Raw genomic sequence first — 14,529 nt, 5'->3', positions numbered from 1 at the left:
ACTGAATTCTGCTCAGAGGTTTTTCATGTTAAAGCGGTCTGTACTTTCACTTCTGGCTATTGTCGTCTTTCCGGCAGTTACATTGGCGGATAGCTCTAGTGTTCTGATTCGTGGCGAGAATGTAAATATCACAGCAGATGAGTACCGGTTACTCATTGACGGTGCGCTGAACGATAGTCAGAAAGTGGAGTTGCTGGGTAACGAGCAGAAGTATCGTGAGTTTCTTGCTAACTACTATCTTATCCGCCAACTGGCGGCTGAGGCTGCTGCCAAGGGAATTGGCCAAGATGCCGCTACTCGTCAGCGGCTCCAGTACGAGCAGGACAGGACCATCGCCAACCTTTATCTGGACCGCCTGGGTAAAGAGGTGAAAAGGCCTGATTTTGAGACGCTCGCCAAGGAGCGCTACCTCGCCAACAAGGAGAGCTACCGAGTACCCGAACAAATACGGGCCGAGCATATCCTCATCGCCAGTGGCGATAAGCGGACTGCTGAGGAGGCGAAGCAATTGGCGGAGAAGCTGCATAAGGAGCTATTGGCCGGAGCATCTTTCGCTGATCTGGCGAAGGAAAAGTCGGACGATACCTCAAGCGGCGCTGCAGGCGGTGATCTGGGCTTCTTCACTCGCGATAAAATGGTTAAGCCTTTCGCTGATGCTGCGTTTGCCCTGAAGGCGCCAGGGGACATCTCTGCGCCGGTGCAAAGTCCGTTTGGCTACCACATCATTCGCTTGGTCGATCGCAAGAAAGAGGGGATCAAAACCTTCGAAGAAGTCAAGCCTGCGCTTATTCAGGCGCTGGATGCACAATTTGCGGCAGATGCAAGGAAAAAGAAAATAGAGAGTGTCACCTCTTCCAAGAGCATCAAGACCGATACTCAGGCGGTGGAGCAACTGTTCAAGAGTAGTCAGCCGTAATTCGGCGAGCTGGAGTTCTTTGATCCCATAGTCCACCGGTCTCTTGAACGACGAATTGTAGGGTTGGCGCACAAGGTACGATAAGTGTTTTGTGCGCTTTTTTTGCGCTTTAAATAGTTCGGTGCCACCTGCAAGGGCTGTGTCCTGTGGGGTTCGGTCTATGGGCAGCTAATTAGTAGATGTCGCTTTGCCGGATGTTATAGAAGTCCACTTTCCACTGGTGAGTGCCGAATACTTCGGCTATCCACCAGCCAGCCAGATTCGCCTGCACTTTATCGTTGAAGTCGTCGTGAACCCCCGCGCTGGTGATCAGGCTCCAATCTTCATCTTCCCTCAGGTATAGGTAGTAGCGGATCAGTCCGTTTCTGAGGGACTCCACCCGGATCTTGTAGCGTTCGCCGTTCCGTAGTTGAGCGGATTGGGTCTCTCCTCCATATACGCAGTTATTGTCAGGCCAGTAGGACTCTATGGCTGCGACATTGTTCTGGTTGGTCTGCTGGCAGCGGCCACCGGGAAAGCCATATTGGGTGAGGTTGCCCATGACAATGCCTCTCCCGCCGACAGCGATGGATTCGCCGCGAATACCGATCGTCAAGTGACCGATGTTTTCGGGGCTGAAGTAGTCGGCGGACTCGAACTCGAACTCCAGGCGCTGCCCCGTTGCATCATCCGGCATCAGCGTTCCAGAGCCTCCGCTGATGGTGCTGTTGTGCCCGGAGGAAAGCTGTGCATGGGGGATAGTCGAGGCGGCATTGCCCTGCGTCGCCAGCAGCAAGCCTAGGCAGTGGGCGGCCAGTCGATGGATAATTCGCACAATCGAATGCTCATGGAAGAAAGGATGCTTTCCTAGATTTTACCCGTCCCTGAGCCAATACCTGTATTGCATGTTGGAGCGTGAGGTTCGTTTGTCTATTTCGTGGAGCGGTTTGGGGCGCGAATTCAAGGCCGCTCTGGAAATCGGCTGTGTGGCGATTCTGGTCTTCCTGTTGCCTTGGCCATTGGCGTTTCGCGGTTTGCGTTTCCTTACCCGTTATTCACTGTTCCAGGGTAGAGAGCAGGAGAGTGCCCTGGGCTCGCTGGTGATGTGGAGAGGAGCCTCGGGGCCGCATTCGGAGCGGCTGATAGCCTTGCACCGATTGACGGATATCGCCGACTTCTTCCTGACGCTCAAGTACGGCAGATCCTGGATGAAGCGCTATCTGCATGTGTCGGGGGATGCGTTACCCGCGCCTAGCGAGTTGCCAGCTCCTATGCTGGTGACCTTTCACTATGGGCAGGGTTTCTGGGCGCTTCGTTATTTTCGCGACCATGGTTATCCCATTGCATGGCTGCATGCTCCGCCGCCCAAGGTTGCGCCCTGGGGAGAGAGGTTCGTGGGCTGGATGGGGCGTCGTCGCATTGCCCAGGTGGCCCGCTTGAGCGGAGCTCCCACCATAGCCGTCGGTGGTAGCATCGAACGGATGCGCAGACGCCTTTTGGCAGAGGGGCGTGCGGTCATGGTCATGCCGGATGCACCTCTGCAGCCGGGCCAGTCGAGCCTGCCCGTGCGTTTGCTGGGGCGAGATGCTCGTCTTCCCGCGGGTGCCATCGGCATGGCGTCCGAGGCTGGTGTCCCTGTGCTGATCTATACGATCGTGATCGACCCTCGCGACGGGCATCGCCATATGCGGCTTGAGGGGCCGGTCATGGGCCTCGATGCACAGACGCTGGCGCAGCGCCTAGCCGACCATCTGCAGGTCGCTCTCGATTCGCATCCCGAAGCCTGGCATGTGTGGCCTTGGGTCTCCGGCTTTTTTCCGGAGTGTGGGCGGCAATGAAATCTATTTTCGGGCGCCCGCTTCTTTGGTCCCGTGCCGATAGCGTTGCGCTGCTGATATTCGGGCTGGTGGTCGCCTATGTGGCCTGGCAGGTGTTGCTGCTGCCCTTCATTGGCTATGCCAACAGCTACGACTTTCTGCGCCAGTCGTCTTGCACGGGGCTTTGGCAGTTCATAGACGGCGTGGACAAGACCCACGGCAACTACCTGTTTCCCTCCCGTTTTCTGCAGTTCGATGGCGATGTTCGATCCGATGTCTGCATGCGCTCTGTCGATAACGTATTCCCCTGGCTCACCACGCTGTTTCACGAGCCCGGCGAGATACTTTCTTTCTGGCAGGTCGCCATCTGGAAGCTGGGGTTTCTCTGCATCGGCACAGTGCTGTTGTTGATGTATGCGGGGCGTCTGCGGTTGCCGCTGTGCGTCATTTTTGCCGTGCTGTTCACCGACTGGGCCTATCTGGCCTATGCCAACACGCTCTACATGGAGTTCTCGGTAGTGGTAGCCACGTTCCTGGCGCTTTCGACCGGAGTCTGCCTGCTGGCGTTAGGTGAGCGCCCTGGTCTTGGATTGCTGGGCCTGTCGGTGTTCGCACTCATATGGTTGGGCATGAGCAAGCAGCAATACGCGCCAATGGCAGTGGTGTTGTCATGGCTGTTCGCTCTGGTGGTCTGGTTGCGCTGGCGTATAGGCCGAGTGGTGCTGTTGTACGTTGGTCTTGGCGGGGGGCTGCTTTTTGCATTCAGCCTCATGAACCCTTCGTCCACCGAGCTGATGCGCACGATCGATCAGGCCAACAAGACCAATACGTTCTTCGGGGCGGTCCTGCCTGCGGCTGCAGACAAGCCAGCGGCGCTGCGTCTGCTCGGTCTACCGGATGAGTGCCTGGCGGATATCGGCAGCAGCTGGCTCAGCAAGGAAGGCCATAGGCCATGCCCGGCCGTGGCTCAGGTCAGCCGCATGAAGTTGCTCGCCCTGTTTGTTTCGCAGCCGAGAACACTGTTGGTCCCCATGTATCGCATCACGTTGGGGGCCAAGCCCCTGTATCCCGATTATCTGGGTGTCATAGAGCCTGGGGATGCAGAAGCAGCCCAGAGCAAGCTTGAGCTGGTGCGCACGATGTCCCTGAGTACCTGGCTGTCGGGATTGCCGCCTCGTCTTTATGTCGGCTTGACCTGCCTGGGCTTGCTGGGCGGCGGGCTGGCATTTCTGATTCTGCTCAGGAGCTTCCGTGGCCGCGACGGGATCTCTGCTGGTAATGCGCCGCTGGCTGTTCTATCCCTGGGGGCGTTCGCCAGCCTGTATGCGTTGTTTTCATCGGTCTTTGGCGACGGCTATATCGAGATGTCGAAGCACGCGGTGATCTTTGGCGTGGGGCTGACTTTTCAGGTAGTGGCCGCCGCCTGGTGGTTCTGGCTGATGGCAAGTGGTTGGGCCAGGAGGGCCTGATTTGGCCCGTTGCAGACGGTGTGGTGGCTTATTTGCTTATGGTTCCGGGACAATACGCTTTCAATGACCTATCGCCTTGCCAGGCGTCGGTTGACTCATCGCATGGATGGCTTATGCACAAGAACGTTTTCTCTCCTGATCTTCCTCGTACCCTTCACGCTGGCGAGGAACTGCTTTGATGACTGCTACACAGTTGCCTGGCGCGCGCGGCCGCTGGATCTCGGGCTTCTTCGCGTTCTTTGGCCTGTTCTTTGCTGCAATGAGCATTTACGGAACATGGGTCAACTATACGCCCGTACCTTATTGGGACATGTGGAACGGCTATCTCATGGCCGTCTTCCGCATGGACGCGGGCGAAGGCTGGAAGGTGTTCTGGGAGCTGCATAACGAGCACCGTCTGGTCCTGGCGAAGGCGCTGTTCTGGGTCGACGTGCATGTTTTCGATGCGTCGCTGGTTTTCCTGTTCACGCTCAATGTGCTGTTCGCGCTGGCGAATTTCCTGGTGTTCGCCTTCATCGCCCGCAAGCTGGTGCCCGAGGCGTACCAGCGCCATGTGCTTCTGGGCTTGCTGGCCGTGCTGTGCTTTTCCTGGCTTCAGCAAAGCAACTTCACCTGGGCCTTCCAGAGCCAGTTCTTTTCCGCCTATCTGGTGCCGCTGCTGGCCTTCATCGTGCTGACGAGGGCGCAGGGTGCCCACGGATGGTGGTATTTCTGCCTGGCCGCTCTGCTGGGTGTGTTGAGCAGCGTCACCATGGCCAATGGCGTCCTGGCGTTGCCGTTGATGGCTGTGCTCGCTGCACTGTTGCGCCAGGGCTGGCTGCGGGTGATGGTGCTGGCGGCGCTGGGCGGGCTCACCTATGGGGTCTATTTCCATGACTTCGTCTACCCGCCCAACCATGTGTCTCTGTCGAGCGCGTTGCTGCAACGACCGTGGGACCTGATTTCGTATGTGCTGGTCTATCTTGGCGGCCCGTGGTTCTTCCTGGTGAAGGGGCTGCCGCTGACCGTTCCCAAGGTTGCCGGTGCCGCCCTGATCCTGGGATCGGCGTGGTTCGCCTGGCTGGCCTGGCGTGAGCGCTCGTCTTCCCCTTGGCCATGGGTGTTGCTGACTTTTCTCCTGTACATCGGCGGGACCGTGGTGGGCACCGCATCCGGGCGGCTTGAATACGGCGCGGTGCAAGCGCTGACGAGCCGTTACCTGACGCCACAGCTGCTGGCGTGGTGTGCGCTCCTGTTGCTGGCTGCCCATCGCTATGGCGCCACCATGTTCTCGCGGCGGTGGGTGTGGCTGTTCGCCCTGGTGCTGCTGCTGTTGGTGAAGGGGCAGTGGGATGCCCGTCGACCTCATCCGCAGACCTTCGAGCGCATGGTGACGGCATTGGCCTTGCAAGTCGGGGCGAACGACGAGGAGTACTTCTCCCGTATCTATTTCTTCCAGCCCGTTCTGAAGAATGTTTCCGCCACGGCCAAGAGACGGCATATTTCGGCCTTCGCACATCCTCTGATCGAAGGGGCCGGCCAATTGCTGGGCAAACCTTTGCCCGATTCTCCTTCCGCGACCTGCCGGGGCCAGATCGAGCAGACCGTGGTGCTGGCTGATGGTTGGCAGCGTGTGGAAGGCTGGTTGCTGAATGACGAGGGGGAGGTGCCTGCGCAGGTTCTTCTGCTCGACGAACAGGGGCAGGTCGCCGGATATGCGCTGAGCGGAAAGCGGCGTAGCGATCTGCGCAAGGTGTATGGGCGCGATGCGCGGTATGCCGGCTTCGTCGGATACCTGAAGGCGGGTGTCGTACCAGCGAAGATCGCAGGCCTGCAACCCGCCTGCTTGCTGCAGCCTGGGTCGTAGGCCGCGGCTCCGTTTGTATGACTTTGCCATCGGCCCCATGCAGTGCGTGGGGCTGAATATTCGATTCGTTTTTAAGAAGCTGGTGATGAAAAAGACTCTGCTGTTCCTTGCACTCTCTCTGGTCATGTCCGGTTGTTCGGAGGGGCAGCCAGATGTCGCTGCCGTGGGTTACGTCGATAACCCGGTTGACGGCAAATTCGCCGACGGCTACATCTTTCTCAACGGTTGGGCGGTCGATCCCGATGGTCTGCAGTCGGTGGAGGTCGTGGTCAACGACCAGCAGGTGTTTCTGGCTAGCACCGGCATTGAAAGGGCCGACGTGGTCGCGGCCAGGCCGGACCTGAGCGAAACGGCTCGCTCGGGGTTCCAGTTCGAGGGGGATATTTCCAATCTTCTGGAGGGCAACGACGTCGTCGAGGTTCGTACTCTGGACCGCCAGGGGAACCGTACTCAGCTGGCGCGTCTGAATGTCCTGGCCGCGCCGCCGTCGCCATGGCGAGAGCTGGTCCAGCGCTATCCTCAGTGGAAAGAGGATGTGTTTCATCTGGCTGTCGGAACCAGCGGTGCGGATGACGCGCAACTAAAGGATTTCGCCGCCGAGTACGCCGCCTTCCAGAGCGATACGATCAAGTTCGGGGTGCGTGTGCCGGTGCTGTACATGCGCACGACCAAGGGACGTGCCGGTGACTGGGTGTTCGATCCGGATTTCGATACCTCGACGGAGCAGGATGGCAAGGTCATCGCCGAGGACTCCTTGCGCCGTGTCCTCGACCTGTCCAAGCAATACCAGGTTCCGCTGCTGCTGACCCTCAACGGCGGCGTCTGGGCCGATGCGCGCGCCAGCGCGCCCGACTGGGATCTGAACGACTACCTCGAGGAGGACAAGGTCAACGTGCAGTGGACCGCCAAGGGTGAGGCGTACCCGGACGACTATCTGAAGAACCTGCCAGGCTCCGAGGAGTCGCCGGAGCTGGCCAACTCACTGACGTTCAACTACTACGCCACGACCGTGCATGCCTACAAGAAGCGCAACCTGCAGGCTTCGGCTGCCGTGGTTGCCGAGTTCGCGCGCGAGAATCCTCACCTGTTCATCGGGATCAACCTGGACCCGGACGTCTATATCAATCCGTTCTTCTCGGGCGAGGAATGGTTCGACTACAACCCGGGCACATTGCGCCAGTTCCGCGAATGGCTGACTGCGAGCGGTCCGTATGCGCCGGGGCAGCCGCTGGCGGGGCTGGCTCGCAGCCATTTGCTGACGCTCGATGAGGTCAACGAGCTGGCCGGCGAGCATTTCAAGAGCTGGGACGAGGTGGTGCCGCCGACCCCGGGGCGCTGGTTCTGGCGCAACCCCTGGTTCGGCGTGTGGGAGCAGTTCCGGCGCCACCTGGTGCACAGGCATCACGACGACATGTCGCAATGGGTGGCCGAGGCGGGGATCGATCCGTCGAAGATCTTCACCTCCCAGGGCTTCATGGCTCCCCAGGGCAAGGCCGATCCTCTGCCGATCTTCGTGGAAAGCCCGGTCAAGAACTACGACACGGCCGGCGTCAGCATAGAAGGCGCCAAGCCCTCGCATGGGCACCTGGGAGCCATCCTGTACGGTCGCAGTGCTCGCAACGACATCGCCATGGAGAATGGCCGGACCCTGTTCGGCACCATCCAGGATTTCGATCTGGACTGGGGTATCTCCGAATACAGCGCTTCCGACTTCCTCGAACCCACCAGGCTGGCAGGCTACGGCGACTCCTACCTGTCCATGCTGCAGGTGTTCAACAGCAATGCCCGCTTCGTCTCGCCCATGGCCTGGAACGGTTCCAATGGCATCTACGAGGGACAGCCGGGGTTCACTTCCTTCACCTCCTGGCGCAACACGCCGGCGGAAGTGGCCTTCAAGGACTTCGCGCTGGCCCGGGCGGGGCTGCCCCGCTCCGCGAAGCTGTGGCCGTTCGGCCTGCGCTCCGCAGTCGGTAGCGAGGGTTGGCAGTTGCTCGCCGATACCCAGCTGAAAGGCGAGAGAAGGGCGCTGTGGGTTTCCCCGAACGAGAAGGGCGTGGCAACCCTGCTTTCCCCTGAGATCGGCCTGGAAGGCGGGCGTCGTCATCTGCTGGTGATGGGGTTCGAGCAAGTGGCATCGGAGACGAGCGTCGAGGTGATCGGTACCGACGCCGATGGCAAGGAGCTGCAGGTTCTCGCGTCTGCTACCGATATCGGTACGCTGAGCTCGGGGATTGCCGGTGTGGAGCTGGAACTGGTCCTTCCAGAGAAGGCGCCGAAGCATCTGATGATTCGTTTCCAGTCCCCGTCGGATGTGCGTCTCGATCACGTCCTTCTCGCGCCCCTGTAAACGGGGCATGTGTTTTTCTGATCCGAGAGCTTTCTAGCAATTATCCCCAATGAGTTATCCAGTACTGATCAACGTCGTTCTCTCCCTCGCACTGCTACTGCTGTTGATATTCAGTCGTCGGCCGCTGTGGCCCAAGAGCATTCTGGTCGCACTCTTTCTCCTGGTCGCAGGAGCCTGGTGGGGGGCGAATCGTTTTACCGACAGTGGCTTCGACCTGTCGGTGCTCTACCACCTCCAGACCGGTGTGAAGGGGGCCGGTTATTCCGAGTACCTCCCGGAGCTGCTGATCGTCTGCACGTCTCTGGCGGCCGTACTGATCGCGTTGACCTTGCCTCTGTGGCGCAGGGCATGGGGTTTCGTGCCTTCGTCCTTGTTCGTCGTGGCCTATGGCCTGTCGCTATGGCTGGCGCCGGGCCCCGGGAGCTTGTATTCGCTGATGAAGGAGTACGGCTCCCTGGCGGGGAGTGTCGAGGATAAGGCGCAGGAATATCGAACGCCTGCTGGGACTCTGAAGCGGCCGCGCAATGTGGTTTATATCTATGCCGAGAGTCTGGAGCGCACCTATCTGGACGAGGAACGGTTCCCGGAACTGATGCCGAACATCAAGCGCCTGAGCTCGGAGGCTCTGGACTTCTCCGGCATTGCTCAGTTGCCTGGCACCGGCTGGACCATCGCGGGCATGGTCAGCTCCCAGTGCGGTGTCCCCCTGAGCATGCCGGTAAGCCAGGGGAACACGATGGCGGGACGTTCCAGCTTCCTTTCGGGGGCAACCTGTCTGGGCGACTTTCTTGTCGGGCAGGGTTACCGGGCCACGTTCTATGGTGGTGCTGACTCGTCGTTCGCGGGCAAGCACGGTTTCCTGACGCAGCATGGTTTCGACAAGGTCGTCGGTCTCGAATATTTCTCCGCGCTGCCGGAGCTGGCGGCAGAGGACATGTCCGCCTGGGGCGTCAAGGACGATGTCCTGCTCGACCATGCCTACAAGGCCTATGAGGCGTTGAGTGCCGATTCCGCGCCGTTCCTCCTGTCGCTGCTGACCCTTGATACCCATCACCCGTCCGGGCACATGTCGGCCAGCTGCTCCGGCCTGCACTATGCCCATAGCGACCTGCCCATGCTGCAGGCGGTCCACTGCTCCGATCATCTGCTGGGTAGTTTCGTCGACAAGATAAGGCGCAGCCCGTGGGGAGCCGATACGGTCGTGGTGCTGGCGTCGGATCACCTGGCGATGGTCAACGATGCGCAGGCTTTGCTGCGGGGCAATGGCGAGCCTCGCAAGAATCTGCTTCTCGTCTTCGATCCCGAGCAGCCGCCGCGGATCGTGGACGCCAAGGGGAGCACCCTGGATGCAGGTGCGACGACTCTCGATGTCCTTGGGCTGGATGACCCCGCGTTAGGGTTTGGGCGTTCTCTCCTGAGAGGCGAAGCCGATGATGGTCTGTCCCTGGCCCATGCTCGGAAAGACCCGCTGGGAGGCTACATGTCCTTCGCCCGGGGGCTCTGGCTGGCCCCCTCGATCGATCAGGGCGTCACGGTGGAAGGCGATCAGCTTCGCATTGGCGAAGAGACGACCACGCTGCCCCTGCTGGTGTCACTGGAGGACGGGGGGCGGATTCGCGAGTTCTACCTGAACAATCCGCTGGGGAGCTTCATGAGCCTGCCGCCCGAGCGCTACTACCTGTATGTGGATCTCTGCGAGGTCCAGGGGCGTCCCGGGGACGGCTACTGCATGCTCTATGGGAAGAAAGGGGTGTGGAGCATACCGTTTTCCCAGGAGGACCTGCTCCAGACGGTGGTGCCGACCGAGCCCCAGCACCTGCGCCGACGGGAAGTGTGGAACGGCCCCGCGTGGCATGTCGCCATGCGCGACCAGCTGCAGGTCCTGTCCGGTGGCTTTCCCCATCCGAGCAAGGTGATCCGCGGCCAGGAACAGGCCGTCCCGGGGCGAGGGCTGACCGTCTACGATCTCAGTGCCGAAGGCGAATTCCTGGCGGCGACCCGTTACGACACCTGCGCCGATACGGTCGAAGAGCCGGCCGTGACTGTGTCCGGGCGCTACAAGCTGGTCGTCTCGGCGGATTCGGCCCTGTGCGAGGACCGCGCTCTGCTGGAAAAGCTGGGGCTGGAGCTGGGTAGCGAAGTCATCTCCACACTGCAGTTCCGTCAGCCCTACATGGGAATCTTCGATCGACAGGAGAAACGCTGGCTGGTCGAGCTGAGCGGGGAGAGGGAAACGGTTCTCCACCGGTTCTTCAGCCTGTCCGGGCATCAGCTGGTCAGGCCCTGCGAACTGTTGGGGCGCTGCGGGCAGGAGCTTGGGGCGCTGCAGCGCTGATGCTTTTCTAGCACGTGGTGCGAAGGCTCCGCTCCCCTGTGCCGTGGCCAAGGGGAGCGGAAGACGGGTTCTACACCTGCTTGTAGATCACCGCGCCTTCGTCCTTGAAGCGCTCGGACTGTTCGGCGAAACCGGCCTCGATGGCCTTCTGTTCGTCGGTCAGGCCGTTCTCCTTGGCGTAGTCGCGCACCTCCTGGGTGATCTTCATGGAGCAGAACTTCGGTCCGCACATGGAGCAGAAGTGGGCGACCTTGGCCGAGTCCTTGGGCAGGGTCTCGTCGTGGAAGGCGCGGGCGGTGTCCGGGTCCAGGCCGAGGTTGAACTGGTCTTCCCAGCGGAACTCGAAGCGCGCCTTGGACAGGGCGTTGTCGCGGATCTGCGCGCCGGGGTGGCCCTTGGCGAGGTCGGCGGCATGCGCGGCGATCTTGTAGGTGATGATGCCGGTCTTCACGTCATCCTTGTTCGGCAGGCCCAGGTGCTCCTTGGGCGTGACGTAGCAGAGCATGGCGCAGCCGAACCAGCCGATCATGGCGGCGCCGATGCCGCTGGTGATGTGGTCGTAGCCGGGGGCGATGTCGGTGGTCAGCGGGCCGAGGGTGTAGAAGGGGGCCTCGTCGCAGCATTCCAGCTGCTTGTCCATGTTCTCCTTGATCAGCTGCATCGGCACGTGGCCGGGGCCTTCGATCATGCACTGCACGTCGTGCTTCCAGGCGATCTTGGTCAGTTCGCCGAGGGTCTCCAGCTCACCGAACTGGGCCGCGTCGTTGGCGTCGGCGATGGAGCCTGGGCGCAGGCCATCGCCCAGCGAGAAGCTGACGTCGTAGGCCTTCATGATTTCGCAGATTTCCTCGAAGTGGGTGTAGAGGAAATTCTCCTGGTGATGCGCCAGGCACCACTTGGCCATGATCGAGCCACCTCGCGAGACGATGCCGGTGACGCGCTTGGCGGTCAGCGGCACATAGCGCAGCAGCACGCCGGCGTGGATGGTGAAGTAGTCCACGCCTTGCTCGGCCTGTTCGATCAGGGTGTCGCGGAACAGATCCCAGGTCAGGTCTTCGGCGATGCCGTTGACCTTTTCCAGGGCCTGGTAGATCGGCACGGTGCCGATCGGCACCGGCGAGTTGCGGATGATCCACTCGCGGGTCTCATGGATGTGCTTGCCGGTGGACAGGTCCATCACCGTGTCCGAGCCCCAGCGGATGCCCCAGGTCAGCTTGGCCACTTCTTCCTCGATGGAAGAACCGAGCGCCGAGTTGCCGATGTTGCCGTTGATCTTCACCAGGAAGTTGCGGCCGATGATCATCGGCTCCAGCTCCACGTGGTTGATGTTGGCCGGGATGATGGCGCGACCGCGGGCGACCTCGCTGCGCACGAACTCGGGCGTGATCTCCTTGGGAATGCTGGCGCCGAAGCTGTGGCCGGCGTGCTGCTCCTTGAGCAGGCCGGCCTCGCGCGCTTCGGTTAGCTTCATGTTCTCGCGGATGGCGACGTATTCCATCTCGGGCGTGATGATGCCCTGCCTGGCGTAGTGCATCTGGCTGACGTTCTTGCCGGCCTTGGCCCGGCGCGGGTTGCGCACGTGGACGAAGCGCATGGCGGTCAGCTCGGCGTCGGCCAGGCGGCGCTGGCCGAACTCCGAGGACAGGCCCGGCAGCTTCTCGGTATCGCCGCGATCCTCGATCCAGGCGCTGCGCACGTCGGCCAGGCCTTGGCGCACGTCGATCTGCACGCTCGGGTCGGTATAGGGGCCGGAGGTGTCGTAGACGGTGACCGGTGGGTTGATCTCGCCACCGAAGGCGGTGGGCGTGACATCCAGGCTGATCTCGCGCATGGGTACGCGGATGTCCGGGCGCGAACCCTGCACATAGACCTTCTGCGAGCGCGGGAAGGGCTGGATCGACTGCTGGTCGACCTTGGCGCTTTCACTCAGGTGTACTTGTTGTTTGATGCTCATCGGCTCGGCTCCTCGGCTGGATGTCGGAGCGAACCTGATGGCGGAAGGTGCACCACGGGTGGTGCCGAGAGGACTCGCGCGGATGCGGCGAGGACATCTTGTTCCCTACGCAGGCCTTAACCTGATCAGGTTCAACGGGATCCGGAACTATCCGATCTCAGCCCACGACTCTGGGCACCCCGACAAGAACTGCCAGCAGTCTAATCAAGGTCGATGGAGACAACAATTCGAGGGGAGGATTTCGTTATGGGGCGCAACTATCCAGATGTTTCGATTCTGATTGTTGCGAACGGGAAACAAAGCATGTCGCCAACCGATCTGCCGGCTCCTTGACCGTTGTCCGTGCCCACTTTAGCCTTGCCCGGTTACCCAACGCATCCTAGGACTGATCATGCTACGCAGACTCTCTCTGGCGCTCGCAGTAGCTGCTGCCACCGGAATGGCCTGGGCGGAAGACGCCCCCCTGGCAAGCAAGACCGATCTGGTCACCGTCTACAACGAGGCGGTGAAGAACAACGCCGATCTCGCGGCCGCCCGCGCCAACTACGCGGCGATCAGCGAAGTGGTGCCCCAGGCCCGCGCCGGCCTGTTGCCGAACCTGTCGGCGGGCGCCGATGCGATGAACACCGACACCGACGTCGATACCCGGGCGGGCAACGTCAGCGCTTCGCGCAGTGGCCTGTCCTACCGCGCCAGCCTCAGCCAGCCCCTGTTCCGGGCCGATCGCTGGTACCAGTTCCAGGCGGCCAAGGCCACCGACCAGCAATATGCCCTGCAGCTCTCGGCCACCGAGCAGAACCTGATCCTGCAGAGCGCTGAAACCTATTTCGCCGTGCTGCGTGCCCAGGACACCCTGGCTTCGACCAAGGCCGAGGAGGCGGCGTTCAAGCGCCAGCTGGACCAGGCCAACGAGCGCTTCGACGTGGGTCTGTCGGACAAGACCGACGTGCTCGAGGCACAGGCCGGTCACGACACCGCCAGGGCCAACCGGATTCTCGCCCAGCGTTCCGTGGATGACGCCTTCCAGGCGCTGGTCACCCTGACCAACCGCGATTACGGCTCCATCGAAGGTATCCTGCACACCCTGCCGGTGTTGGTGCCGACGCCGAACGACGCCAAGGCCTGGGTGGATACCGCCGCCCAGCAGAACCTCAACCTGCAGGCCAGCAACTACGCGGTGGATGCCGCCGAGGAAACCCTGCGCCAGCGCAAGGCCGGCCATGCACCGACCCTGGACGCCGTTGCGCAGTACCAGAAGGGCGACAACGACTCCCTCGGCTTCACCAACAACGGCGCGACGTCGATCTACGACGGCGATGCGGAGCAGACCAGCATCGGCCTGCAACTGAACATCCCGATCTACAGCGGTGGCCTGACCAGCTCCCAGGTGCGCGAGGCCTATCATCGCCTGAACCAGGGCGAGCAGGAGCGCGAGAGCCTGCGCCGCCAGGTGGTGGAGAACACCCGCAACCTGCACCGCGCGGTGAACACCGACGTGGAAACCGTGCAGGCGCGCCGGCAGTCGATCATCTCCAACCAGAGCGCCCTGGAGGCCACCGAGATCGGCTATCAGGTCGGCACCCGCAACATCGTCGACGTGCTCGACGCCCAGCGTCAGTTGTATGCCGCAGTACGCAACTACAACAACGCCCGCTACGACTACATCCTCAACAACCTGCGCCTGAAGCAGGCTGCCGGTACTCTGGCGCCGTCCGATCTGGAGGCCCTGTCCGGCTTCCTCAAGCCGGACTACGACCCGGACAAGGACTTCCTGCCGCCGGACCTGGCCAAGGCCGCGGAAGCCCAGCTCAGGGGCAACTCGGACTACTGAGTCGCCCATCGAAGAAAGCCCCGCTCATGCGGGGC

General features: G+C 61.4%; 9 protein-coding genes and 1 riboswitch. Of the genes, 7 read left to right on the top strand and 2 right to left on the bottom strand.

The features are described 5' to 3' along the window. The first annotated feature begins 25 nt into the window (after positions 1–25). Positions 26–916: a peptidylprolyl isomerase gene (locus N7640_RS05750; RefSeq protein WP_220814638.1), complete on the top strand. Its 891-nt coding sequence runs from the start codon at positions 26–28 to the stop codon at positions 914–916. A 172-nt stretch (positions 917–1,088) separates the two neighbouring features. On the opposite strand, the gene N7640_RS05745 is transcribed toward N7640_RS05750, so the two are convergent. Beyond that, positions 1,089–1,730, bottom strand: coding sequence for a hypothetical protein (locus N7640_RS05745; RefSeq protein ID WP_279901939.1), 642 nt, complete (start codon positions 1,728–1,730; stop codon positions 1,089–1,091). A gap of 70 nt (positions 1,731–1,800) precedes the next feature. On the opposite strand from N7640_RS05745, the gene N7640_RS05740 reads away from it, so the two are divergent. The 5 genes from N7640_RS05740 to N7640_RS05720 all read left to right on the top strand — a co-directional run bounded on the left by N7640_RS05740 (position 1,801) and on the right by N7640_RS05720 (position 10,709). Beyond that, positions 1,801–2,733, top strand: coding sequence for a hypothetical protein (locus N7640_RS05740; RefSeq protein WP_279901941.1), 933 nt, complete (start codon positions 1,801–1,803; stop codon positions 2,731–2,733). Further along, positions 2,730–4,181 carry a hypothetical protein gene (locus N7640_RS05735; RefSeq protein ID WP_279901942.1) on the top strand — a complete coding sequence of 484 codons (1,452 nt, stop codon included), beginning with the start codon at positions 2,730–2,732 and terminating at the stop codon, positions 4,179–4,181. Before N7640_RS05740 ends, N7640_RS05735 begins: the two co-directional genes overlap by 4 nt. Before the next feature lie 178 nt (positions 4,182–4,359). Then, the gene (locus N7640_RS05730; RefSeq protein WP_279901944.1) at positions 4,360–6,027 is read left to right on the top strand and encodes a hypothetical protein; all 1,668 of its coding nucleotides are present in this window, start codon (positions 4,360–4,362) and stop codon (positions 6,025–6,027) included. Positions 6,028–6,112: 85 nt separating this feature from the next. Next, positions 6,113–8,374: a hypothetical protein gene (locus N7640_RS05725; protein WP_279901946.1), complete on the top strand. Its 2,262-nt coding sequence runs from the start codon at positions 6,113–6,115 to the stop codon at positions 8,372–8,374. A 49-nt stretch (positions 8,375–8,423) separates the two neighbouring features. Next, the gene (locus N7640_RS05720; protein ID WP_279901948.1) at positions 8,424–10,709 is read left to right on the top strand and encodes a sulfatase-like hydrolase/transferase; all 2,286 of its coding nucleotides are present in this window, start codon (positions 8,424–8,426) and stop codon (positions 10,707–10,709) included. Between the two features lie 70 nt (positions 10,710–10,779). Here N7640_RS05720 and thiC read toward each other — a convergent pair whose 3' ends face one another. Then, positions 10,780–12,663 (bottom strand): phosphomethylpyrimidine synthase ThiC, encoded by a 1,884-nt coding sequence (thiC, locus tag N7640_RS05715; RefSeq protein ID WP_279901949.1) that lies wholly within the window; start codon positions 12,661–12,663, stop codon positions 10,780–10,782. Between the two features lie 85 nt (positions 12,664–12,748). Continuing rightward, positions 12,749–12,855: riboswitch (TPP riboswitch) on the bottom strand. Positions 12,856–13,054: 199 nt separating this feature from the next. On the opposite strand from thiC, the gene N7640_RS05710 reads away from it, so the two are divergent. Beyond that, entirely contained in the window at positions 13,055–14,494 is a 1,440-nt protein-coding gene (locus N7640_RS05710; RefSeq protein ID WP_279901951.1) for a TolC family outer membrane protein, read from the top strand. Positions 14,495–14,529 lie beyond the last annotated feature (35 nt).

Origin of the sequence: Pseudomonas sp. GD04015, assembly GCF_029837675.1 — a bacterium.
GTDB classification, from domain to species: domain Bacteria; phylum Pseudomonadota; class Gammaproteobacteria; order Pseudomonadales; family Pseudomonadaceae; genus Aquipseudomonas; species Aquipseudomonas paralcaligenes.
This window is presented reverse-complemented; position numbering and strand designations above follow the sequence as displayed.

What these genes read in the sequence shown, in the direction of transcription:
- N7640_RS05720 (WP_279901948.1), top strand. Translation starts at nt 8,424, where the DNA reads ATGAGTTATCCAGTACTGATCAACGTCGTTCTCTCCCTCGCACTGCTA.
- thiC (WP_279901949.1), bottom strand. Translation starts at nt 12,663, where the DNA reads ATGAGCATCAAACAACAAGTACACCTGAGTGAAAGCGCCAAGGTCGAC.
- N7640_RS05740 (WP_279901941.1), top strand. Translation starts at nt 1,801, where the DNA reads ATGTTGGAGCGTGAGGTTCGTTTGTCTATTTCGTGGAGCGGTTTGGGG.
- N7640_RS05710 (WP_279901951.1), top strand. Translation starts at nt 13,055, where the DNA reads ATGCTACGCAGACTCTCTCTGGCGCTCGCAGTAGCTGCTGCCACCGGA.
- N7640_RS05750 (WP_220814638.1), top strand. Translation starts at nt 26, where the DNA reads ATGTTAAAGCGGTCTGTACTTTCACTTCTGGCTATTGTCGTCTTTCCG.
- N7640_RS05725 (WP_279901946.1), top strand. Translation starts at nt 6,113, where the DNA reads ATGAAAAAGACTCTGCTGTTCCTTGCACTCTCTCTGGTCATGTCCGGT.
- N7640_RS05730 (WP_279901944.1), top strand. Translation starts at nt 4,360, where the DNA reads ATGACTGCTACACAGTTGCCTGGCGCGCGCGGCCGCTGGATCTCGGGC.
- N7640_RS05735 (WP_279901942.1), top strand. Translation starts at nt 2,730, where the DNA reads ATGAAATCTATTTTCGGGCGCCCGCTTCTTTGGTCCCGTGCCGATAGC.